The sequence below is a fragment of the Streptococcus sanguinis genome (assembly GCF_020729725.1).
GTDB lineage: Bacteria > Bacillota > Bacilli > Lactobacillales > Streptococcaceae > Streptococcus > Streptococcus sanguinis_V.
Genome location: NZ_JAJEPA010000005.1, coordinates 802,070 through 825,116 on the forward strand (window position 1 = coordinate 802,070; position 23,047 = coordinate 825,116).

Below are 23,047 nucleotides of genomic sequence, written 5' to 3' on the forward strand. Positions count from 1 at the left end.
ATCAATAGGCCTAAATTCAACGATACCTATCGGCTTCTTTCATCAAGCACATAAAAAAACAAGCGTCAATGTTCATTGACACTTGTTTTCTGTTTTATTTTTTGAAACGGATCCCGAAATAAACCCCACAACCAACTATCAGAATCAAACCGAAAGCAAGTAGCGTAAAGCTGATTTCTGTACCTGTGAAAGGCAGAATTTTCTTCGTCTTTCCCTTGTCTCCAGGTTTATCTTGGTCTTTTTCTATTGGTTTATCTTGATTTGATTTTTTCGGATCTGGTTCATCTGTTTTTTTAGACGGATCCTTGTCTGGGCCAGTCGGTTTCGTTTGGTCAGTTACGACTAACGTCCCATCCTTGTATTCTACTGTATTTCCGTCAGCATTTACAACTGTTACTGTGCCATCGAGATTCACTTGGAACACAATGTCGGTAACAGCTAGGTAACCGGTTGGGGCTGCAGCTTCATGGAAGGTATATACTCCAGGAGCTAATCGAAGCTCATGCGATGTATTTGCTTCTGAAGTCCATTTTGCTACAGGATTGCCAGTTGCCTCTTTGCCTTGGAAAATTTGAATCTCTGCACCAGCAATTTCTGTACCGCCGAGGTTGACCTTACTGAAGGTTACCTTACGTGGAAGATTATCGTCCTTATCCGTTACTGTAACAGTTGAGCCGTTGGTTACGACCTTGTTCTCTTCACCCTTAGAGTCTTTCTCGCCGACATTGGTTACTTCTACTGTTCCGTCAGTTTTTACTTGGAAAGTAATGTCTGTCACTTTGAGGTAGCCGGTTGGTGCCGCTTCCTCATGGAAGGTGTAAGTACCTGGAGTCAAGTTCAATTCTTTAGACTTACCAGCTTCAGATGTCCAGCTTTCTACTGCTTGGCCTTCTGCCTTGTTGCCCTTGTAGATCTTGATTTGAGCTCCTGCGATTTCTGTACCACCAAGGTTTACTTTACTCAAAGTAATCGCTTTGGGACTATCATCGTCTTTATCCGTTACTGTAACAGTTGAGCCGTTGGTTACGACCTTGTTCTCTTCACCCTTGGAGTCTTTCTCTCCGACATTGGTCACTTCCACCGTTCCATCATGTTTGACTTGGAATGTGATGTCCGTTACTTTGAGGTAACCCGTTGGAGCCGCTTCCTCATGGAAGGTATAAGTGCCAGGTGCCAAGTTGATGTCCTTAGACTTACCTGCTTCGGATGTCCAGCTTTCGACTGCGTTTCCTTCAGCTTTCTCGCCCTTGTAAATCTTGATCTCAGCACCGGCGATTTCAGCACCACCGAGGTTGACTTTGCTGAATGTCACCTTACGTGGGAGATCATCGTCCTTGTCGGTAATAGTTACTGTTGAACCATTGGTTGCAACGGTGTTAGCTTCGCCCTTAGCGTCTTTTTCTCCTACGCTAGTCACTTCCACTGTACCGTCATACTTGACTTGGAATGTGATGTCGGTAACCTTAAGGTAACCGGTTGGGGCTGCCTCCTCATGGAAGGTGTAAGTGCCAGGTACTAAATTTATATCCTTAGACTTACCAGCTTCAGAAGTCCAGATTTCGACTGCTGTGCCTTCAGCCTTGTTGCCCTTGTAGATCTTGATTTGAGCTCCTGCGATTTCTGTACCACCAAGGTTTACTTTACTGAAAGTCACCTTACGCGGGAGATCATCATCCTTATCGGTTACTGTAACAGTCGAACCATTTGTCGCAACGGTGTTAGTTTCACCCTTAGAGTCTTTCTCTCCGACATTGGTCACTTCTACTGTTCCGTCAGTTTTCACTTTGAAAGTGATGTCGGTCACCTTGAGGTAGCCTGTTGGAGCGGCTTCCTCATGGAAGGTATAAGTACCAGGTGCTAAGTTGATGTCTTTAGACTTACCAGCTTCGGATGTCCAGCTTTCAACTGCATCGCCTTCAGCTTTCTCGCCCTTGTAAATCTTGATCTCAGCACCGGCAATTTCAGTACCGCCAAGGTTGACCTTACTGAAGGTCACCTTACGTGGGAGATCATCGTCCTTGTCAGTCACTGCAACAGTTGAACCGTTTGTCGCTACGGTGTTAGCTTGGCCCTTAGCGTCCTTCTCACCAACATTGGTCACTTCCACTGTGCCGTCATGTTTGACTTGGAAGGTGATATCCGTTACTTTGAGGTAGCCCGTTGGAGCGGCTTCCTCATGGAAGGTATAAGTACCGGGTGCTAAGTTGATGTCCTTAGACTTACCAGCTTCGGATGTCCAGCTTTCTACTGCTTGGCCTTCAGCTTTTTCGCCCTTGTAAATCTTGATTTGAGCACCGGCAATCTCAGTACCGCCTAGGTTTACTTTACTGAAAGTCACCTTACGCGGGAGATCATCATCCTTATCGGTTACTGTAACAGTCGAACCATTTGTCGCAACGGTGTTAGTTTCGCCCTTAGAGTCTTTCTCGCCAACATTGGTCACTTCCACTGTACCATCATGCTTGACTTGGAAGGTGATGTCGGTCACTTTGAGGTAGCCTGTTGGAGCGGCTTCCTCATGGAAAGTATAAGTACCTGGAGTCAAGTTTAATTCTTTAGACTTACCAGCTTCAGAAGTCCAGCTTTCGACTGCTTGCCCTTCTGCCTTATCGCCCTTGTAGATCTTGATCTCGGCACCGGCAATTTCAGTACCACCTAGGTTAACCTTACTAAAGGTAATCTTACGCGGTAGGTCATCATCTTTGTCAGTCACCGTAACAGTTGAACCATTAGTTGCAACGGTGTTAGATTCACCCTTAGCGTCTTTCTCGCCAACATTAGTCACTTCCACTGTGCCATCTGTTTTGACTTGGAAGGTGATATCAGTAACTTTAAGGTAACCCGTTGGAGCTGCTTCCTCATGGAAGGTATAAGTACCTGGTGCCAAGTTGATGTCCTTAGACTGATTAGCTTCGGATGTCCAGCTTTCTACTGCTTGGCCTTCAGCTTTGTCTCCCTTGTAGATCTTAATCTCTGCACCAGCAATCTCAGTACCGCCGAGATTGACCTTACTGAAAGTAATGGCTTTAAGACTATTGTCCTCTTTATCGGTTACAGTAAGAACCAAGCCATTTGCTTCAACAGAATCTGTTGCACCTTTAGCATCAACTGTAATGGTGCCATCAGAATGAACTGTGAATTTAATATCTTCTACAGCTACAAACCCAGCAGGAGCAAGGCTTTCTTTCAGAGAATAGGTCCCTGGAGCTAACTTAACCACCTTAGAGGCGTTGGCTTCGGAAGTCCACTCTGCAAGAGGCTTAGCTTCAGGACGAATCTGACTGCCTTTGTAGAGTTTCAATTTCGCACCAGGAATTTCCTTCCCGTTTGGATCTACTTTCTTGATTGTCACATCTCGTTCTGAGTCGTCATCCTTGTCTGTTACCTTCAAGGTTGCTCCGTCAGTCACAACCTTATTGTTTTCACCTTTGGAGTCTTTCTCGCCGACATTGGTCACTTCCACTGTGCCGTCATGTTTGACTTGGAAAGTGATGTCAGTTACTTTCAGGTAACCAGTTGGAGCTGCTTCCTCATGGAAGGTGTAAATACCAGGCTCCAAATTGATTGCTTTAGACTGATTAGCTTCGGAAGTCCAGCTTTCTACTGCTTGACCCTGCGCTTTGTTGCCCTTGAAAATCTTAATTTGAGCGCCAGCAATTTCTGTACCGCCTAGGTTGACCTTACTGAAGGTAATGGCTTTAGGACTATTGTCCTCCTTGTCGGTAATCGTCAGAATTGACCCTGCTGCTTGAACAGTATCTTCTGCTCCTTTTTTCACAAGAGCAACAGTACCATTAGCACCTACTGTAAATGTGATATCTTCAACATATTGATAACCCGCAGGAGCATTCGCTTCAGTCAGTGTATAGGTTCCTGGAGACAATTTTATCACTTTAGAAGTATTTTCTTCTGAAGTCCAGTCTGCAACGGGAGCTTCTTCCTGGTCAACGTGATCACCTTTATAGATTTTCAGTTGCGCACCAGGAATTTCTTTCCCGTTTGGATCTACTTTTTTGAAGGTTATATCCTGCTCAGTTACCGTCTTCTTATTGACGATTTCACGCGATACAGATTTGTCTGTTCCAAAATCCTGGGAACCAATCTTAATTTCCTCAGTTAATTTATCATATCCTGTAGGAGGAGTCACTTCACGGATGGTATAATCATCGCGCAACAAGTCACCCAAGTTGGCATTCCCGTTAGAATCTGTGGTTAATTTTCCGACAACTGCTCCGCTTCGATCACGAACAACTTCAAACTCAGCACCTTGCAGATTTTCACCATTTTCATTGACCTTATGGAGCTTAATGGTGAAAACATAGCCTTCTCCAACACCGCCAGCAATCTGATAAGAGCGATTTTCAGCTGATGTCGTTGTTTGACCACCGTTATAGGTCATGGTAGCACTGTTGGAAACGCGCTCACCATCAACTAGATCGTAATCTGCTTTTGTCTTATAGTCCAGCAAATACCCGAAACCATCCATGTCGCCAAGGTCGATCGTGAATCCATCACCAGCAGCATTTTCCGTAATTTTTGATTGGAAATTAGCTGTCACGTCTTCTGTTGAATCCCGCACCCAATCTCCATTATTCCAGCGCCAAGCAATTTTATAGACCCGAATTGAGTCTCTCATGATTTTAAAATTAGGCGAGGTAATCTTGTCAGTTATCGTTACATCGGTATAATGTTCCATATTGCGGTTAATCGCAATATTGTAATGAACTTCATTCTTACCGTCTTCTGCTGCCTGATAAGAGCTCTTCTCAATTTTTGAGTCATATCTTTTGGGAGGTCCATTATAATGGACGATTCCCGGATACAACATCCGACCTCCTACGGTAAATCCACCATTCAAGTCACCTTCTTGTCTCACAACATCATGGTCAACTCGTGCATAGAAGAAGAATTCTCCTTGGACACCAGACTTTTGCTCAACATAATTTGTATAGGTCAAAGTAATGGTCTTGTTGGTTGAATCCAAAAATCCATTTGCAACTACGTTATCTGAGCTGTCTTTAAGCTCAATAGCTGAAGAGTTCCCAAATGCATACTCAGAAGGCAAGGTGATTTTTGTCGTATCTCCTTGATGTACTTGGTTATCCGGCAAGACAAACTTTGCGTAAACTCGAAAAGTTTCCCATATATCAATTCCCTGCGTCAAATCACCACCTGAAGAATTCTTCAGGCTCATCTCAGTGATAACATCACCAAACTCAGCTGCTTGCACCTGAGTAAGAGGAGCTACTGATGGCAAAATGACTCCTAAACAAAGAATAATAAGGTGGAGCAATGCTCTAATCCTTTTGTTCATGCAATTTTCCTTTCTCACAATATTCAGTTTTAAATGTACAATGTAATTGTATACTAACTGAGCTTCCCCATCTTGTCAGTGCCCACTTTCTAGAAAGCGAACATTTATAGATACATTACATCTACATTTTATCATACTATAAGAAAAATGGCTATACACAAAAGGAAATTTTTTTAACATTTGTTTACCTTTTTGTCATTTAGAAAAGGTGGACGATTTACATGATTCATTTGCAAATCAGACCACTATTGCTAGGGTCAATTGCGTCTGACAATCAATGTCCTCAATAACGCAGAAAAACCGGAGACAAAGTCCGGTTCTTCTGATTTATTTCCTAAACATTAGGGCATAAAATTTCCCGTCCCAGAGGAGTTTCAACTCCTTCTCCTTAACCCCTGCCGGTATAGCGGCCTCAATTTCTCCTAAATCAACAGTAGCGTCCTTAAAATAGTTCTTGCTGAAGTGATTCTTCTTATATTGCTGGTCCACATAGTCTGCCGTCTCGTCTGAAATCATAATTTTAGTCCCTGGCTTAGCTACCCGCAGCATTTCCTGCATGGCCTTGGCCTTATCGCTAAAGAAATTAATCCCGCCGATATGATAGACGATGTCAAAGCTATTATCCTCAAAGGGCAGGTCTTCTGCACAAGCATGAAAGAGCTGCAGATTTGTTTTCTTGGCGCAGGATTTCTGGCATTTTTTCAGCATGCCTATGGAAATATCTGCCCCGACAAAGTCTAGGCTTTTCAGGTCAATATTCTCAGGAATGTAGCGTAGGTCGTGACCTGTTCCGATAGAGACATAAAGAACTGACAAATTGTCCTTCCATTCTATTTCTGCCATCAGATCCCTTCTTAGCTTGTCAACTGTCTTGCCATAGAGAAGACCGCCCAGCCATTTCTCACTCAAATCATACCAGCGAGCAAAGCGATTGTACATGGTCATATACTTGGCATTGTCCCCTGAGACATAATCCGGATTCAGCGCCAGATAGATGTCCCCATCTTTTTGAAAATCCTCTAACTTCAAACCTGGCTTCAGCTTCTCTTGAATTTTTGTATCTGTCATATCTTCTGTCTCCTTTTTCTATTTGCCATTTATTATAGAGGATTCTGAGACAAAAACAAGAGTTTTTCCGTAAGTGGCTGCCCTGCATGAGTAACTGGAAGAAATTGCTAAGTAAGCTGCAAAAAAACTAGACAAAAAATGTGCAAACAAAAGAAGATAAAGCATTCTGCTCTATCTTCTCTTTGTTTATTTGCTCAGTCGAGTCTTACGGTAAAGTCCTAAAAGAGCCAGGACTACCAGACCAGAAAGAACTAGTCCAAGGCTTTCAGCAGAGCCAGTCGCAGGAAGAACTTTTTTAGATTTTCCTTGACCATCTGCTGCTTTATCAGAATCAGATGATTGATTTGGCTTAATACCGCCTTGAACTGCTTTATCAGGGGTACCAGGTTCAGCTGGTGCCGCTTGGTCAGTAATGAACAACTTACCGTCTGTATACTCTACTGCATTACTATTAGCGTCTAGAACTGTTACAGTGCCATCTTCATTGACTTGGAAGACAATATCAGTCACAGCTAGATAACCTGTCGGAGCCGCTTCCTCATGGAAGGTATAAATACCCAGCTCTAAGTTGATTTCTTTAGATTTGTCAGCTTCTGAAGTCCAAGATGCGACAGGACTGCCCTTGCTTTCCCGTCCCTTGAAAATCTGAATCTGAGCACCGGCAATTTCCTCACCAGCTAGATTGACCTTACTGAAGGTTACCTTTTTGTCTCCAGGAATTTGCGTTTGCTTGTTAACGACATTTACTGCGACCAATCTGCTGTCTCCAGAATCTCCAGATGCCGGACTTCCTACGTTCAAAGTCTTACCAAAATCCGTCGGACTGATGGTAATATCCTCTGTCAGGCGATCGTAACCAGCTGGAGCAGTCGTTTCACGCAGGATATAAGTGTCACGCAGAAGATTACCAACTTCTGCGTTCCCATCTGCATCTGTCGTGATGGTGCCAACCACCTTATTGGTCGCTTTCCGCACCACTTCAAAGACTGCACCGCTCAGAGAAGCATTAGACTCATCAGTCTTGTGAACCTTAACCTTGAAGTTATAGCCTTCTGACTTTCCGCCAGCAATCTGATAAGAGTATTCATTAGTTACAGACACTGTCTCGGTATTGTTGTAGTTCATAGTAGCCTTATTTCCTACAACTTCTCCATCAGCCAAATCATAGTCAGCCAATGTCTTGTACTCAACTAGGTAGCCGAAACCTTCTACATCTCCGAAGTTGATTGTCAAGCTATCGCCTTCAGCGCCAAAGGTCATCTTAGACTGGAAGTCTGCTGTTACATCTTCAGTCGAATCACGCGCCCAATCTCCATTATTCCAGCGCCAAGAAACCTTATAAACTCGTACAGAGTCTTGAACAATCTTAGCGTTTGTATCACCCAGCTTGTCCGTCACAGAGACATTTTTGTAGTTCCCCATGTTGCGGTTAATGGCTACATTGTAGCGGATTTCATTCTTAGCATCGGCATCCCACTGAAAAGCACTCTTTTCTAGCAGGGACTCATACTTTTTCGGAGGTCCATTATAGTGAATGCTGCCAGCTGGAATCCTATTATTGCCTACCGTGAAAGTAGCTGGAATATCCCTTTCCTCTGTGACAACTTCGTGGTCAATCCGCGAATAGAAGAAAAACTCGCCTCTGACACTGGACTTCTGCTCTACATAGTCTGTGTATGTCAACGTGATGGTCTTAGCATTGCTATCCAGAACTCCATTAGCCACCAGAGCTCCGTTTTCATCCTTAAGCTCAATAGCTGACGAATTCCCAAAGGTAAATTCATTCGGTAAATGAATCACCGTTGTATCACCCGCATGGGCTTGGTTGTCCGGCAGGGCAAACTTAGCATAGACTCGGAAGGTCTGCCAGATATCTACACCATTGGTCAGCTGCTCACCAGAGTTAGTGGTGAGGTGCATCTCAGTGATGACATCATTGAGTTCCGCCGCCTGAGCCTTAAGGGTTCCAGCTAGGAAAGGCAGGAACACGCCTAGACAGAGAATGATGAGCTGAAACCATACTCTCAGTTTTTTATTCATGCAATCTTCCTTTCTCACAAGTAAAATTTGTTTAAAAGCACAGCGTATTGGCAAGCCAGTCGAACACGCTCTTTTCATGTTTTTCTGCCTTTTTGACAAACACTGGAAAGACAATACTAATTCATTGTACCATATTGACTATTAAAAAACTATAGGAATGCTCAGAGGGTTTTATCATAAAAAGGAGAAAGAAGAAGCTAAGCCTTCTCTCTCCTATTGATACGAAAACGGGCCAAAAGATGACCTAAAAATCATTGAAAAAATTAAGCTCTTCTATTTTGACAAAAAGGTCAATCTTTATGTGACGCACTGGAAGTTGCGTCTACCTGATTCTGATCTGTTTCTTCTTGTTTGGAAGAATTTCTTTCCGTCTTATCTGAGGTGTCAGGCTCTTTCTGCGTATGTCCACAGGCCGTTAGGATAAAGACAGAAGTCAGAGCCAGAAACAAGCTCCCAATGTTCTTGAACCTAGACATACGAGTCCTCCATTTATGCGAAACTTGATGAGACTAGCACTTCGCCAAAAATGCCTGCACAGTCTTAACATCTTCTGGAGTTCCGCCTTGGTCAATATCGCAGATATGCTGGAGCCCGTATTTTTCAATAATCAAGGCAGTCGCCCCGCAGAAAGTCCGGCCGTGTTTAACAGAGTCGCCATTGTTAACAAAACCTTTAATCAGCCCAGGATGTTTCTTGATAAAGCGTTTGGTAGACCATGGAATTTTCCCAGCTCCAGCATTTCGAGTAATGAGAATACAAGGCTCTTCCAGTTTCTCCTTGATGCTCTGGGTCGGATAGCCCAGTGATTCTGCAAATCGTTTACCAATACCAGTATTTGAATCATAAACTACAATCATCTTCATCACCTACTTTCTTAAAAAAAGGATAGCAAACCAAGCCGCAAAGCCTAAAACCACAACATCTGAGATGAGCATAAGCATGAACTCCAAATCTGGCATCATGTGAATGTACATCAACAATGACAAAGTTGCCAAAGCCAGTACCGTCAGCTTAGCAACTGCTGGCAAGCCCGGAATCAAAGCTGCTCCGATTAGGACAAGGATGAGACCTCCAACTAAAAATGACTGAAAATCCACACTTAAACTAAAACCAACTGTCGCACCGCCGTAACCAATGGTCAAAAGACCAATCAGAACCAGACAGATACCTAAAATAGCCAATCCGCTCATGGCAAATCCTCCTTGCTTATTCATTCTTTTCCTCACTTTCTGTTTTTGAATGAACAATTTTTAACATTCATTCAAAACTTTCTAAAAAATAATTCACTTTATACTTATCCAATCACATTTCTTGAATACCTTCCAATTCCTATTCGCACTACATAAGACATCACCTCCTTTTGTTTGTGAATGAATGATTTTAAAAATTCATTCATGTTTACTTCTAAGTAAAGGAATTTCCTCTATTTGGAAAAAATTCCCTTAACAAAATATTTAACTAAAGTCTCAAGACTATCGAAGTAGCCTGAAAATTCCTGCTCTGTGACATGCATGTCTATGTAGTAAATCAAGTCATAAACCTTCATAATCTCAGCTATTTTCTCCTTCGAAAAGCCCTCTTCCTGCAAGCGCTGGCTGAAAGTCTGAATCAGAAATTGATGAAAGGCATTGGATACTTGGCCGGAATCCTGATTATAGTAATCATGCAGAATCTGAGAAATGCCTGGCTTGTTCCACTCGGCTAGAATTTTATTGGGCGAAATCAATTCAAAAGTAACTGCAAAAAGTTGTTCAACGATTGCCTCGGGCTCGCCCTGCCAGTCCACACGTCGCATGGTTTCCTCACGTATACGGCTATTTTCAGCAATATAAACCTCCAAGAAGATAGCTTCCTTAGACTCATAATACTTGTAAAAAGATCCGACAGCCATCTGGCTTCTCTTAGCAATATCAGAAATTCCAGCTGCCTTATAGCCTTTTTCTGCAAAAACTTCTCTAGCCGCAGCTAGGAGCTCATTTTTTTTATCCATTTCCACGCCTCTTTTGTGAATGAATTTATTTTTATGTTCATTCATATTTTAACACAATCTTGCCACTTGTCAAGCATTTATGTTATACTATACAAAAAAAGATAGTTTGCTAATCAAATTATTTTTTAGATTATATTTTGGAGGTTGAGCTATGCTCAAGGAAAGACGAAACCAGGGTACCATCGCCCTACTGGTAATTACTTTTATTTTTCTAGCAGTTGCTGCAGTGATGGGCTTTATCCAATACCAAAAAGTCAACACCAAGACTGCCTATGACCGAAATAGCGAGTCGGGAGCAGATTTAGCAGTCTATGCTGAAGTGTCATATATTTTCCCAGAGGCCCTGATTGAAGTAGAAGACAATACTCAAGTTTGGCTGGTTGCCTACCAAGACGGATATGTTGGTCTGCAGGCTAAAAAAGGGGACAAGCAGATTGCCCAGCTCTTGGAAAAAGAGAAAAAGGGCGAGCTGGAAAAAAATCCTGTCCGAATCGTTGGCTCCTACGTTAATGCTAACTCCCCTAAAAAAAATCAGGGATATATCTCTAATTATGGCAGCCTCGTTCGCGGTCTCCTAGCAGACAATTCCGAAGTCATCACAGTAATGTCAAGCAGCTCCTATATCTCTATCACTGAATTTGAATCTGACAATCTTGCATTCATGTTCTATATTCTGTTTTTGATTGGACTCAGTGCTTTCTTTGTCGTTATAGGAATTATCGGCCGCAAGAAAAATATCGCTGCCTACGAAGAAATCTATGCAGCCTATCCAGAGACCAAAGATAATCTCAATATCCTGCTTGAGCAAGCTTCTTTCCACGACGATGTGCTGAAAATTGCTGTTTATAAAGACCATCTCATTACCTACTATCGAGGTTTCAAGGCGATTGATCTCAAACAGGTCGTCCATCTCTACCACCACATTCTTACCATGCATCGTGGCTTCGTTGCTTCAAACAGAAACTCAACCTTAGTTGCTGTTCGAAACAATCAAAAGAAATACCAAATGCCTATTAAGAACATTGGTAAAACAACAGACACCAAACTCCAGTCTACTTTTGACTATCTCTACAACCACTTCCCTCATATCAGATTGGGAGTGTAGTATCACATAGAACTCAAGCTAGAAGATCTAGCTTGAGTTTTTTAGATACAAAAAAAAAGGAGCAGGATACAATCCAGCTCCATTTTTATGATATGCTTGTCAGAACGTTTTTCAGCAAGTTACTTGCCTTCTTTTTCCTTTCTGCGCTTAGCCAAGGCGCTGTTAATCTTCTTGGTCTTAAGATTTGTATCCAAGTAAAGAAAGAGCCATACAAAGAGATAAATCAGAATAAAATCCAGCCAGAAATGCCAGTTGGCAATTAAAAATCCCCAGTTATTGTAGACCATGAAGCAGCATACTAAGACTGCGACAGCGACAAAATGCAGTAACATCGAGACTGAAAAAGAGAAGCGGTCTTCAAGAGTTTTTAACATTGAACTGATGATCCCAATCAAACCGCTCATCACAATGACACTGATGATATTACTTGTTGTTGGCGGATTTTTTTGAATAGAGAGAGCAAGGACAATCAGATAGACTGCACTCCCTGTCTGGATGCCCATCAATATAGCGTGTAGACATTTTTTTATACTCATCACTTACCTCCTAGATTCCCAGATATTCCATCAAGAGTTTGACATAGCGACGGCTGACTTCGGTTTTTATTTGATTTGTCAGCTTGGCCGTCATATTGCCAGAAAAGCTGTCAGACAAAGACTCCAGATGGTCAATATTGATGACAGCATGCCGGGAAACCTGGATAAAGTTCGAGCTGCTAATCCGCTGCTGAAAGCGAGTCAAGGTCTCTGTCGTCTGGTAAATGCCTTCTCTACTGTAAATCATCAGAGTTGTCTGGTTGATGTCTGCTAAGATAATATCTTCAGTCCTCAACATGACCAGTTTATCGTCCGACTTGATAGGCAGGACGCCACTAGGCCCAGCCTTGTACTGCTCTATATAATCTAAGATGGCCTTAGCTTCTGCCCCTAGCTGGTCTGCCTTGACCACAACCAGCGGATCCTTGGATGAAATGGTTGGATCTGTTTCAAATTTTGCTTGCAAGAGGAAGCTCCCTATTCACATTCTATTGTAGTTTCAGCCGGCGGATAGCAATCATATTTTGCACCATCCAAATAAGCGCTATTGCAACTAAAACTATTCCAACTATATAGAAAGTTTCTGTCCTTGTCAAGAGCTCCTGCCATTCAATGCGAATTCCCATTGTTTTTTCAAAAGCTGCTTGTGACTGGCTGCTATTAGCAAAAGTATCTGCTAGACTTTCTTTCATGAGAAACTGTCTGAAAAGAGATGCCATGTAGTTAGAAGGCGTAAGCTTCATTAGGTTTTGCGCCATATTCGGCAAGGTTCCAATGGGGATATAGGTCCCCACTAGAAAACCAGAGGTCGCTCCGACTACGGTCGCTAATTTACCTAGACTATCCACTGATTTGAAACGTTGAACAATCAGAGCATTTATCAGTGTGGCCAAGAGGCTGTTTAAGATCATCAGAAGAACCAGGTAAGGAAGGATTCCCCACTCAAAGGAAATGTTATCCGCCAGTGTAAAATAGCTGAGCATAAAGGCAAACATAATGACCTGCATCAAAAAGCCGATAATAACAGAGCTGACAAGATAACTAAGCTGCAAGCCCCATGGTCCCAAGCCTGTGATAAAGAGGTCGTCTGTCACCTTCCGCTCCCGATCTTCGACCTGCCGAGAGAAAGCTGCTAGGGTGGTCGTTAATCCTGTAACTGCCAACACGCCGCCAATCAGCCACAAGTCCATCAGCTGGCTAGAATGGTCTTTGTAATTATTTTTCAAAAAAATGATATAAAGCACAAAGGGAATAATGGCTCCGAAGAGGGACAAAATTACCCCACTGCGGTTGCGGAAATAAAGTAAAAAATTACGTTTTATCAAAGCGAGCATATTAGCGTACCTCTCTTCCTGTCAGTGCCATAAAGGCATCGTCCATGGTTCCGGGTTGGAATTCAAATTGTTCGATATAGGGACCAGCCTGAGCCAGTAAGGTCAGAGCTTCTTGAGTCGTTTTAGGCTGGAGGATAAATTCTCCCACCTTGGCTTGCTCCCAAGCGCAGCCTCTAGGCAAACTTTTCTCTAAACCTACTGAGTCTTGACTCAAAATCCGTAAGACATTGCGGGCATAGTTTCCCTTAATCTGGTCTGCAGAGCCTTGGGCAATGACCTGACCATGATCTACGATATAGATCTTATCTGCATCATCAGCTTCATTGAGATAGTGGGTTGTCAAGACAATGGTCATCTGCTCTTCTTTCTGAATTTGTTTGAGTAGGCTCCAAATACTCTCCCGAGTCTGAATGTCCAGGCCTGTCGTAGGCTCATCTAGAAAAAGCAGGTCAGGACTGTTGAGCAGGGCTCGAGCAATGTCCACCCGACGCTTTTGTCCGCCAGAAAGCGTTCCATAAGGCTGCTTGACAAAGGCTGACAAGCCCAGCTGAGAGACCAAGCGCTCAATTCTACCTGCCGGCATCTCCTTGTACTGCTTGGCTCTGATGGTCAGATTTTCCAAAACTGTCAGCCGAGCGTCCAACACACTGTTTTGGAAAACCACACCCAACTTAAGCTTTTCAGCATAGCAAATCTGCCCGGATGTCGGCCGCAAGAGACCTATCAGCATCTGAATAGTTGTCGATTTTCCTGCACCATTAGGGCCTAGAATAGCTGTAAAACTGCCTCTCTCAATCTGAATATTCAGATCATTAACTGCCACCTTATCGCCATAAACCTTGCTAAGATTTTTCGTTTCTACTAACATGATCTTTTCTCCTTTTCTTTACTTCTGAGACTATGATAGCAAGTCTTTTTTGAAAAATCTCGGCTTTTTGGACAAGCGGTAAAATGAGGGAGATGAGAGGTAAAAATCCAGACGTCAAAAAATCCCCGACCATTCGGTCAGGGAAGTTTATTAGCGGGCGACAATCTTGCGGTAACTGCGTGAAGTCAGTAAGAAAACTAAAATATAGGTCAGGAGGAAGACTCCGCAAGTTGCAAGTGTCGTCTGAATCAAAAGAGGGAGATTGGTCACACCTAGTAGGGCAACTATCAAGCGCAACATGTGAAAGACCGCTGCTACATGTAGAAAAGCAAAGATGAGAGGTAGGAAGAAAACAGTCAAAATCTGCTTACGAATGGTACTTCTAGTCTGCTTTTCATCTAAACCAACTTTTTGCAAGATGATAAAGCCATCGCGATCTTCATATCCTTCAGAGATTTGCTTGTAGTAAATCACGAGAACAGCTCCTAGAAGGAAGATAACGGAGAGGAAGACACCGATGAAGAGCAAGGTTCCAGTAAGTTCTTGATAGCTCTTTTCTGCGCTGTAACGGTCACTAGCCATTGCGAAGCTACCATCTTGAGTTTGTTCCTGATCCAAAGTGTCCCTCAACCCCAGTTGGACTTGCTCGACAAACTTTTTACTGTCCTTAGTCTCTGAAGCAACTCCAATGTAGTAGTAATGATCCACATCGAGATTAACCTCTTTGCTATCATTGACCACCATATAGAGACCCTGCTCCATGGTCACATCGTTTGGATTAGGGATTTCCCCATGCGTGAAATTTGACGATAAAAGCTGCTTAATCTTCCAGTCCTTACCATTCACTCGGAGTGGCTTGTCCTTATTTAAGGAAATATTTTTTCCATAGACAAGAGTTTCATCGTCTGCCAGGTCTATCTTTTCCCCTGTCATTTTTTCATAATCCTGACGATTGATGACCGTAATCGTGCCTGCAGACTTGGTCAAGATACTTGTATCCGACTCTAGCTCTCTTTGCATTGGAACTGTTACATCATTACCAGACAGTTTCGTAATGAAGGCTGATTGGTAGAGATAGGTAGTATAGCTTGGCTTCTTCAGACCTGAGTCCTGAGCTACTTGCTGAACCTTGTCCAACAGAGCCTCCTTCTGATCGGTCGATTTCGGCAAGACGACGCTGACATTGTAATCCTTTGGATGCAAGGTAGTAATATAATCCTGACCCCCAACATAGATATTGATTGTACCAACCAGAGTCACTAAGAGCATGGTAGATAGAATGGAGATAGTTGCCAATCCTGCTGCATTTTTACGCATCCGCGAGATGAGATTGGAAACAGAAATGAAATTCTGCGTTTTGTAGTAGTAGCCTTTGCGCTTTTTGAGAAATTTCAATAATGTAATTGAACCTGCATTAAAAAGCAGATAGGTTGCGATGATAACCATGACCACAGCTATAAAGAAATTGCCGATAGCAGCGACAGGTTTGGTGACAGTCAAAGCCATATAATAAGCTACACTCATGAGCAGGAGCCCCAGCAAGGTTTGCAGAAAAAGGAAGCGTCCCTTCTTCTCGCCAGCTTTCTTTTCTTTCATTAGGTTAAGAGAGCTATAGCGTAGAAGTCGGGTAGAGTTGAGCAACAAAATCACCGCAAAAGCAATACCCAGACTGGCTAGAGTCATCCAGACGATCTTCCATTGGAAGGTCGAGGCAATAACTGCCGGCATTCCCATCAATTTCAAAAGGACTGCGTAGAGCATCTTATCTAAAGCTAGGCCAGACAAGATGCCCAGACCAACTGTAGCTAGATAAAAGACACAGAGCTCAAAGAAGGTCATGACTAGCAAATGCTTCTTCTCCATGCCCAGCAGACTATAGACTCCCAACTCTCGGGAGCGGTTTTTCATGACGAAGCTATTAGCATAGGTAATGAGGATAAGGACGGCAATCTGAATGACATGGATGCCAAACTGCAAGGTCATGCGAGCTGCCGAACCGCCATAAGAGGTCTCCATATTGGGGCTATAAGCTAGTGAGACAAAACTATACAAAATCGCTGTTGCCAGTACCGTCGCCAAAGCAAATGGATAATACAAACTGCGATTTTTAACCAGATTAGACAAAGCCAGTTTACTCGTTAGTTTGAACATAATTGCCCACCTCACTTGCCATAACTGTCAGAGTGTCAGAAATCTCTTGGAACATCTGCCGCTCGGTCTTGTCACCGCGGAAGATTTGATTATAAAGAATCCCATCCTTGATAAAGAGCACCCGCTTGGCGCGGCTAGCCGCTGCCGTTGAGTGGGTCACCATGAGAATGGTTTGACCGCGGGCATTAATGTCGTCAAAGACATCTAACAGGGCTGCCGAAGATTTGGAATCCAAGGCTCCCGTCGGCTCGTCCGCCAGCAGAATCTCAGGATCTGTGATAATTGCCCGAGCTACTGCAACCCGTTGCTTCTGGCCACCGGAAATCTCATAAGGAAACTTCTCTTGCAGCTTGTTAATCCCTAGCTCGTTGCAGGTCGTAACCAGCTTTTGCATCATCTCGGTAATGGGACGGCGAGAGAGGACTAGCGGCAGGAGAATATTATCCTTGACCGACAGAGTATCCAGCAGATTGAAATCTTGAAATACAAAGCCTAATTTCTCTCGGCGGAAGCTGGAAGCCTGGCTGTTTTTGATGGTTGCTGTGTCAGTTCCGTTGAGAAAGACGCGGCCCTCAGTTGGCTTGTCCAGCATGGCTAGGATGTTGAGCAGGGTGGATTTCCCAGAGCCTGACTCCCCCATAATGGCGACATATTCGCCTTTTTCTACCGTAAAGTGAATATCCTTCAGTGCCTCTACTTGGTTTCCTTGAAAGCGGGTTTTATAAATCTTTTTCACGTGCTGTACGTCTAATAATGTCATCTTGCTTCCTTTCTGTCTAGCAGGCACCTATCAAAGCCCTGCTTTTAGCAGTATTTATGAACTGCCTCCTAATTGATAAGTCTATTTTATCTCAATACCAACCACCCTGCCATAACCTAAGCTTACATTTTAAAGTGCAATCTTACACTTTTGTAAGATGAGATGGGCTTTATTTTACCCAAAAGGCAATCAAAGCAATTAGCCAAAGGTGGGCTGGATAGAAAATATAGAAGAAATATTTGCTCCACTTGCTGCTGGATCCTCGCTCACCATTATAGAAGTGCAAGAGAGGAAGAACACTGATAAAGAGCCAGTCTGAATTATAGAGCAACATCGATAGCGTGTCCTGCAAGGTTGGATAAATTTGAATACTCATGGCAAAGAGAACTCCCGCCCAAACTACATAGGACAAGTTTCTGAAAAAGACTTGGTTTCTAAAAAGGTAGGTCAAGAGCATGAAAGGAAGCAGAGCCATGCCGCCTTCGCTAAAGAGAAGCCCAACCAGCAAGACTAATACTCCTGCCGCTATCCGCAAACCAGGCTTCCTACCCTTAGCAGCTCCGCCATTGTCAGAAAAGCCAAAGAAAAGACTCAGCATGAGAACCCCGCAGGCCAAGGTCAGGAAGATATTGTGAGTGAGGTAGATGCCCTTCTCCTGAAAGAGAAGCGTCAGGATACAGTTTCCTGTCTGCATCAGGGCTGCCCAAAAGAAGAGCCGCATATTGTAAGCCAGGCGGTTGTGAGTGTGGAGAAAGCCTTCAACTGCCATGAAGGCAAATGCTACTCCGACACAGCGGGTTAGGGCATGCAAGACGCCATCCCAGCCGTCCGGCACTAGCCCTGGTATCTGGCTGATATGGTCAAAAACCATAAGAAACGCCATGAAGAGCTTCAACTGAAAAGCATTTATACCTTTTGATTTCATTTTTCTGTCTCCTTCTTATTTCTTGACTCTATGATAATAAAAAAGAAAGGTCAGTACCATAACCTAACCTTTCATTTGCTAGTTTTATTCTTACAATTTTGTCACTTTTAAAAATCTGCAGGGACATTCGTAAAAATAGGACAAAACCTAGTGACTTTTATGAGAATTTTCATCTGTCTGCAACTGTTCTAAAAAGTATTTGACCGCTTGTCGGTCTGCTTCCGTTCCAGAGCCCTCTATGTTACGAATATGGCGAAGATCATATTGCTCCACAATCTTATCCGTCGCCCCGCAAAAGGTCCGCGGATAACGCTTCTGATTGCCATTGATGACAAAGCCTTTGATTAGATGTCTGTACTTTCTGATGAAGCGCTTGGTTGTCCACGGAATCTGCCCTGCTCCGCTATTTCTGCTGACTAAAACACAGGGTCCCTCCAGCTTTTTCCAGACTGACTGGCTAGGCAGTCCCAGACTATTAGCAAACTTCTTGCCCAAACCAGTCAGACTATCATAAACCACTACTAGCAACTTTCTTCCTCCTACTCAAAGATCAATTTCTTCTCAGGAAAGGCGATGGAAACCGTCGTTCCCTGACCAACTTGAGAGTCTATAGCAATCTTATGTCCCAGCTGGTCAGCAATTTTCTTGGATAGATAGAGCCCTAATCCTGACGACTGCTGGGTCAGACGACCATTGTAGCCTGAGAAACCGCGCTCAAAAACCCGTAGCAAATCAGCATTTTGAATCCCCAAACCCGTGTCCTTAATATAGAGGCTGCCCTCGTGAAAATAAATCTCTATGCTGCCTTCTTTTGTGTATTTAAGACTATTGGACAGGATCTGCTCCAAAATCACTAGAAACCACTTTTTATCAGTGACAATCGTGTGGTCTAGATCATGAAGATTGAGACTGAGTCCTTGCTGAATAAAGAAAAGGGCGTATTTCTTGACTACTTCCCTGACCAAATCAGCCAGATTTTCCTGCTTCAGCACTAGATCGTCGTGGAAGCTTTCCAGACGGAGGTACTGAAGCACCAGATGAACGTAGGATTCGATCTTGAAGAGCTCCTGCTCCAACTGAGACTTGGCTTCCTTATCCTTCAAGTCTCCAATCAAAAGTGAGCTGGCTGCAATAGGAGTCTTGACTTGATGAACCCACAGAGTATAGTAATCCAGCAAATCATTGTATTTTTCCTGCTCAACCAAAAGCTGATTCTTCTGTTCGTACTCCAACTCTTCCACTCTTTCCTGCAAAAGCTTTTCTAGAGGAGTCTGAGCCTGAGCAGAGGCTTGCAGCTTCTGGCTGCGATAGCTCTTAAAGGCAGTCCAAGCATCTGCTCCGATAAACAAGAAAGACAGAAAAGCTAGCAAGAGCGCGACATATTCCAGCAGACTGCGGTAAGCATCAAAGACAAAGGCAAAGAGCAGAATAAAGCCTAGCAGCAAAATCAACAGAGCTAGAAAAAATCTCCGCGAATAAAGGTAAGACTTAAGAAAGAAAAATTTATCCTGTATGTCCATTGATGAGACCGTATCCTATTCCTTTTTTGGTTTCGATGAAATTCTTCAGTCCGTGCTCTTCAAGCTTCTTACGCAGGCGAGCCACATTGACCGATAGGGTATTGTCGTCGATGAAAAAGTCACTGTTCCAGAGTTCCTTCATCAGATCATCACGCGCTACGATACCATCTGCGTGCTCAAAGAGGACCCGCAAAATCTGAAATTCGTTCTTGGTCAAGGTCACCACTTTCCCATCAAAGACTAAATCTGTCGACTTGAGATTGAGAATGACACCCTGATGCTCCAGGAGACTCTGGTCGTTTCCAAACTCATAGGAACGGCGCAACAATCCCTGAACCTTAGCCAAAAAAACATTATTGTCAAAAGGCTTGGTCACATAGTCATCTGCCCCCATATTGATAGCCATGACAATGTCCATGGACTGATCGCGAGAAGACAGAAACATGATGGGCACCGTTGAAATCTTACGGATTTCCTGACACCAGTGATAGCCGTTAAATAAGGGCAGGCCGATATCCATCAGCACCAGATGCGGCTCCTCTCGGACAAAGACAGTCAGCACATCCATAAAGTCCTCAACTGCCACTACCTGAAAGCCCCATTGTTCCAGCATTTTCTTAATCATCTGACGAATGACTGGATCATCTTCTACTAGTAAAATCTTGTGCATCTTTCCCTCCCGATTGCTTGCTAGTAACATTATACCAAAAAATGCGATTGCTTGTTTATCATCCTCAGTCTAAGGTAGGATTTTTCTGGAAAAGAGAAATTCTATCAGAAAAATATGCTATACTAACTAGTAGAAATTGGAGATATAACATGAGCAATATTTTTACTTACCTTGAAGAAGTTCAGCATGACAGCATTTATGATAAACCTTTCAATGAACTGGATTTGCTAATTCTGACAGAGATGACCTACTTGCCTTTTGACCAACTAGTGCACGAGGACATGTCCCCCTACTGCGACTGCCGACTGCTGGATTTGGCCGACCAAGTACCGCGCGACCTCTCCATGATGGTTAGCAAAAACCGACTAAAACTGCTAGATTTGGCCGCAGCCTCTACCCGCTTTAAAAATCTAAAACTGATGGGCTATGTCAATGACATTGACCAAGATATCCAGAAGCAATTCGCTGCCTTGATTTTCAAAATCAAGCCCGATACCTATGTCCTGGTCTTTCGCGGAACGGACGACTCCATTGTCGGCTGGAAGGAAGACTTCCACATGACCTATATGGCTCAAATCCCTGCTCAGAAAATGGCCGCCCGCTATCTGCAGAAAGCCTTAGAAAATCTGCCTGGTAACTTTATCCTAACCGGTCATTCCAAAGGAGGAAATCTAGCATCCTATGCAGCCAGTCAGATGGAAACGTCGCTTCAAGACCGTATTGAAGCCATCTACAGCTATGACTCTCCTGGCCTCAATCACTCTGTCACCGAAAGTAATGGCTATCAGGCCATGGTTGAAAGGATGAAACGCTACCTGCCTCAGAACTCCATCGTCGGCATGATGCTGGAAACACCTAAGGAAGCTAGGATTGTCAAAAGCAGTGCCATCGGCGGCTTTGCCCAGCACGATACCTTTTCATGGAAAATCAAGGGAGACTCTTTCCTATTGCTGGATACACTAGATGCAGAGAGCCTACAGATAGACAAAACGTTTAAAAATTGGGTGAGCTCCGTTTCAGATGAAGAACTTAAAGACTTTTTCGACCTCTTTTTCGGACTGATTTTGGATGCTGGTATCCAGTCTGTCGACGAACTGTCCAATGTTGAAAACTTTAACAAAGTCCTCGATATCCTGAAAAATGCTCAATCCCTAACAAACCAAGAACGTGACATGCTGCTGCGCTTGTCCAAGCTCCTGCTGAATATGCGTGTTCAAAGCTGGAAGGATGACATTAGCATACCTAATCTTTCTGAAATTGGCAAAGATATTCGAGAAAATCTATCACGCTGGAGTAAGCAGTTGCCTTTCGGCCAGTCTGAGACTGATAAAGTGGAAGAGACTGCTACAGAAGTTCACGAGTAAAATCACAAATCTCTTCTATAGCTTGTCTAACGGAAGAATTGACCTATCCATACCAAAAACAAAACAGGCTCTTATCTTGACAGCTTGTTTTTTCTTTGTTAAAATGTAACAAAAACATTTACAACTAAGTAGTAATAAAAATCAGAAAGGAAACCATCATGAAATCTATCAAAGGAATCGCTCTTATCGCTGTCAGCATAATCCTGACCATCTATGCTTGGGCTTCAGCTGGGATGACCAACTTTATCGTACCCGGTCTGGCCTTGACTACCCTCTCGCTGACCTTTTTACTTGCGACTCGGAACGCCCTTTTGGAAAAATGGTTCCATGGCATCGAAAAGATGTACGCCTATCATAAGTTTACAGCTATCTTTTCCGTCGTCCTGCTCGCTCTCCACAATGTTGCCATGGGCGGCAGTCTATGGGGATCTCATCTGGCAGCCCAGCTTGGGAATGTCGGCATCTATCTCTTTGTCAGCATTGTTCTGGTGGCCTATCTCGGCAAGCACATCAAATATGAGGCTTGGCGCTGGATTCACCGCTTTGTGTATCTGGCCTATATCTTTGGCCTCTTTCACGCTTATATGCTGATGGGCAGTCGACTCCTAACACCGACCTTGCTGGGCTTCATAGTCGGATTCTACGCTATCATCGGTTTAGCTTCTGGCTTTTATATCATCTTCCTCTATCAAAGTTTGGCCTTTCGACATCTGGGAAAAATCACTCAGGTCAAACGGCTGAACCACGATACCGTGGAGTTGAAGATCCAGCTTAGTCAAAAGCTAGACTACCAGTATGGGCAGTTTGCCTTTGTCAAGATTTTCCAAGAGGGATTTGAAAAAGCGCCACATCCCTTCTCTATCTCTGGCGGCCATGACAATATCGTCTACTTTACCATCAAGAACTCTGGTGACCACACTAAGAAACTGTATGACAAGATCCAAGAGGGAACTAAGGTCACCATTGACCGAGCTTATGGCCACATGATTCTTGACCAAGGGCAGGAAAAACAAATCTGGATTGTTGGTGGGATTGGCATTACGCCCTTCATCTCCTATATCCGTGAAAATCCTAAGCTGAATCGTCCAGTCAGCTTCTACTATGCTTATACCGGAGCAGAAAATGCTGTTTACCTAAACCTACTCAAAGACTACGCAGCCAAGAATCCGCAGTTTGACCTTCATTTGGTCGATAGCAAGGTCTCTGGCTATTTGGACTTCAAGAATTATCCTTTGGACGACCAAACCACGGTCTTCATGTGCGGACCTGTCAAGATGATGGATAAACTAGCCAACGAATTTAAAAAGACCAATCCTAAAGCAGATCTGGTCTATGAAGGCTTTAAATTTAAATAAAGAGTATAAAACATCAGGAGCAACGATAAGGTTGCCCCTGATGTTTT

20 protein-coding genes are annotated in these 23,047 nt (G+C 43.5%); 3 read left to right on the plus strand and 17 right to left on the minus strand.

Annotation, left to right across the window (positions count from 1 at the left end; genetic code table 11):
- Positions 1–94 precede the first annotated feature (94 nt).
- The 7 genes from K4I03_RS03965 to K4I03_RS03995 form a co-directional block, all read right to left on the minus strand.
- On the minus strand, positions 95–5,314 hold the full coding sequence (locus K4I03_RS03965; protein WP_227963804.1) for a SpaA isopeptide-forming pilin-related protein: 5,220 nt from the start codon (positions 5,312–5,314) through the stop codon (positions 95–97).
- A gap of 327 nt (positions 5,315–5,641) precedes the next feature.
- Complete coding sequence (locus tag K4I03_RS03970) at positions 5,642–6,382, minus strand: class I SAM-dependent methyltransferase (RefSeq protein WP_061592032.1); 741 nt, start codon at positions 6,380–6,382, stop codon at positions 5,642–5,644.
- 186 nt (positions 6,383–6,568) lie between these two features.
- Complete coding sequence (locus K4I03_RS03975) at positions 6,569–8,422, minus strand: SpaA isopeptide-forming pilin-related protein (RefSeq protein WP_227963805.1); 1,854 nt, start codon at positions 8,420–8,422, stop codon at positions 6,569–6,571.
- Positions 8,423–8,712: 290 nt separating this feature from the next.
- Positions 8,713–8,898 carry a hypothetical protein gene (locus K4I03_RS03980; RefSeq protein ID WP_002918572.1) on the minus strand — a complete coding sequence of 62 codons (186 nt, stop codon included), beginning with the start codon at positions 8,896–8,898 and terminating at the stop codon, positions 8,713–8,715.
- A 33-nt stretch (positions 8,899–8,931) separates the two neighbouring features.
- On the minus strand, positions 8,932–9,288 hold the full coding sequence (locus tag K4I03_RS03985; protein WP_227963806.1) for a class Ib ribonucleoside-diphosphate reductase assembly flavoprotein NrdI: 357 nt from the start codon (positions 9,286–9,288) through the stop codon (positions 8,932–8,934).
- Positions 9,289–9,636, minus strand: a complete 348-nt coding sequence (locus tag K4I03_RS03990) for a hypothetical protein (protein ID WP_227963807.1) — start codon at positions 9,634–9,636, stop codon at positions 9,289–9,291.
- Positions 9,637–9,845: 209 nt separating this feature from the next.
- A complete protein-coding gene (locus tag K4I03_RS03995; RefSeq protein ID WP_227963808.1) occupies positions 9,846–10,457 on the minus strand; it encodes a TetR/AcrR family transcriptional regulator in 612 nt (203 codons plus the stop codon).
- A 106-nt stretch (positions 10,458–10,563) separates the two neighbouring features.
- Here K4I03_RS03995 and K4I03_RS04000 point away from each other — a divergent pair, with 106 nt between their 5' ends.
- Entirely contained in the window at positions 10,564–11,517 is a 954-nt protein-coding gene (locus tag K4I03_RS04000; RefSeq protein ID WP_227963809.1) for a hypothetical protein, read from the plus strand.
- Positions 11,518–11,636: 119 nt separating this feature from the next.
- On the opposite strand, the gene K4I03_RS04005 is transcribed toward K4I03_RS04000, so the two are convergent.
- From K4I03_RS04005 to K4I03_RS04050, 10 genes are all read right to left on the minus strand, one after another.
- The gene (locus tag K4I03_RS04005) at positions 11,637–12,053 is read right to left on the minus strand and encodes a DUF3021 domain-containing protein (protein ID WP_227963810.1); all 417 of its coding nucleotides are present in this window, start codon (positions 12,051–12,053) and stop codon (positions 11,637–11,639) included.
- 10 nt (positions 12,054–12,063) lie between these two features.
- Entirely contained in the window at positions 12,064–12,519 is a 456-nt protein-coding gene (locus K4I03_RS04010) for a LytTR family DNA-binding domain-containing protein (RefSeq protein WP_227963811.1), read from the minus strand.
- A 22-nt stretch (positions 12,520–12,541) separates the two neighbouring features.
- Positions 12,542–13,387 (minus strand): ABC transporter permease, encoded by an 846-nt coding sequence (locus K4I03_RS04015; protein WP_227963812.1) that lies wholly within the window; start codon positions 13,385–13,387, stop codon positions 12,542–12,544.
- A gap of 1 nt (position 13,388) precedes the next feature.
- Positions 13,389–14,255: an ABC transporter ATP-binding protein gene (locus K4I03_RS04020; protein WP_227963813.1), complete on the minus strand. Its 867-nt coding sequence runs from the start codon at positions 14,253–14,255 to the stop codon at positions 13,389–13,391.
- A 150-nt stretch (positions 14,256–14,405) separates the two neighbouring features.
- A complete protein-coding gene (locus tag K4I03_RS04025) occupies positions 14,406–16,406 on the minus strand; it encodes an ABC transporter permease (protein WP_227963814.1) in 2,001 nt (666 codons plus the stop codon).
- A complete protein-coding gene (locus tag K4I03_RS04030) occupies positions 16,387–17,166 on the minus strand; it encodes an ABC transporter ATP-binding protein (protein WP_032913634.1) in 780 nt (259 codons plus the stop codon). Before K4I03_RS04030 ends, K4I03_RS04025 begins: the two co-directional genes overlap by 20 nt.
- 169 nt (positions 17,167–17,335) lie before the next feature.
- Complete coding sequence (locus K4I03_RS04035) at positions 17,336–18,091, minus strand: TraX family protein (RefSeq protein ID WP_149565223.1); 756 nt, start codon at positions 18,089–18,091, stop codon at positions 17,336–17,338.
- Between the two features lie 147 nt (positions 18,092–18,238).
- Positions 18,239–18,619, minus strand: a complete 381-nt coding sequence (locus K4I03_RS04040) for a class Ib ribonucleoside-diphosphate reductase assembly flavoprotein NrdI (RefSeq protein WP_187759350.1) — start codon at positions 18,617–18,619, stop codon at positions 18,239–18,241.
- Positions 18,620–18,630: 11 nt separating this feature from the next.
- Positions 18,631–19,611, minus strand: coding sequence for a sensor histidine kinase (locus K4I03_RS04045; RefSeq protein ID WP_149565222.1), 981 nt, complete (start codon positions 19,609–19,611; stop codon positions 18,631–18,633).
- Entirely contained in the window at positions 19,595–20,281 is a 687-nt protein-coding gene (locus tag K4I03_RS04050) for a response regulator transcription factor (protein WP_023916543.1), read from the minus strand. The genes K4I03_RS04045 and K4I03_RS04050 overlap by 17 nt, the downstream gene beginning before the upstream one ends.
- Before the next feature lie 41 nt (positions 20,282–20,322).
- On the opposite strand from K4I03_RS04050, the gene K4I03_RS04055 reads away from it, so the two are divergent.
- Together K4I03_RS04055 and K4I03_RS04060 are read left to right on the plus strand one after the other, a co-directional pair.
- Positions 20,323–21,645, plus strand: a complete 1,323-nt coding sequence (locus K4I03_RS04055) for a DUF2974 domain-containing protein (RefSeq protein WP_227963815.1) — start codon at positions 20,323–20,325, stop codon at positions 21,643–21,645.
- Positions 21,646–21,803: 158 nt separating this feature from the next.
- The gene (locus K4I03_RS04060) at positions 21,804–23,000 is read left to right on the plus strand and encodes a ferredoxin reductase family protein (protein ID WP_227963816.1); all 1,197 of its coding nucleotides are present in this window, start codon (positions 21,804–21,806) and stop codon (positions 22,998–23,000) included.
- Positions 23,001–23,047: the final 47 nt, after the last annotated feature.

Excerpts from the sequence above, each read along its gene's own strand:
- K4I03_RS04000 (WP_227963809.1), top strand. The coding sequence starts at position 10,564 with ATGCTCAAGGAAAGACGAAACCAGGGTACCATCGCCCTACTGGTAATT.
- K4I03_RS04005 (WP_227963810.1), bottom strand. The coding sequence starts at position 12,053 with ATGAGTATAAAAAAATGTCTACACGCTATATTGATGGGCATCCAGACA.
- K4I03_RS04050 (WP_023916543.1), bottom strand. The coding sequence starts at position 20,281 with ATGCACAAGATTTTACTAGTAGAAGATGATCCAGTCATTCGTCAGATG.
- K4I03_RS03975 (WP_227963805.1), bottom strand. The coding sequence starts at position 8,422 with ATGAATAAAAAACTGAGAGTATGGTTTCAGCTCATCATTCTCTGTCTA.
- K4I03_RS04020 (WP_227963813.1), bottom strand. The coding sequence starts at position 14,255 with ATGTTAGTAGAAACGAAAAATCTTAGCAAGGTTTATGGCGATAAGGTG.
- K4I03_RS04015 (WP_227963812.1), bottom strand. The coding sequence starts at position 13,387 with ATGCTCGCTTTGATAAAACGTAATTTTTTACTTTATTTCCGCAACCGC.
- K4I03_RS03970 (WP_061592032.1), bottom strand. The coding sequence starts at position 6,382 with ATGACAGATACAAAAATTCAAGAGAAGCTGAAGCCAGGTTTGAAGTTA.
- K4I03_RS04055 (WP_227963815.1), top strand. The coding sequence starts at position 20,323 with ATGCGATTGCTTGTTTATCATCCTCAGTCTAAGGTAGGATTTTTCTGG.
- K4I03_RS04025 (WP_227963814.1), bottom strand. The coding sequence starts at position 16,406 with ATGTTCAAACTAACGAGTAAACTGGCTTTGTCTAATCTGGTTAAAAAT.
- K4I03_RS04060 (WP_227963816.1), top strand. The coding sequence starts at position 21,804 with ATGAAATCTATCAAAGGAATCGCTCTTATCGCTGTCAGCATAATCCTG.
- K4I03_RS03980 (WP_002918572.1), bottom strand. The coding sequence starts at position 8,898 with ATGTCTAGGTTCAAGAACATTGGGAGCTTGTTTCTGGCTCTGACTTCT.
- K4I03_RS04045 (WP_149565222.1), bottom strand. The coding sequence starts at position 19,611 with ATGGACATACAGGATAAATTTTTCTTTCTTAAGTCTTACCTTTATTCG.
- K4I03_RS04035 (WP_149565223.1), bottom strand. The coding sequence starts at position 18,091 with ATGAAATCAAAAGGTATAAATGCTTTTCAGTTGAAGCTCTTCATGGCG.
- K4I03_RS03995 (WP_227963808.1), bottom strand. The coding sequence starts at position 10,457 with ATGAATGAACATAAAAATAAATTCATTCACAAAAGAGGCGTGGAAATG.
- K4I03_RS04030 (WP_032913634.1), bottom strand. The coding sequence starts at position 17,166 with ATGACATTATTAGACGTACAGCACGTGAAAAAGATTTATAAAACCCGC.
- K4I03_RS03990 (WP_227963807.1), bottom strand. The coding sequence starts at position 9,636 with ATGAATAAGCAAGGAGGATTTGCCATGAGCGGATTGGCTATTTTAGGT.
- K4I03_RS03965 (WP_227963804.1), bottom strand. The coding sequence starts at position 5,314 with ATGAACAAAAGGATTAGAGCATTGCTCCACCTTATTATTCTTTGTTTA.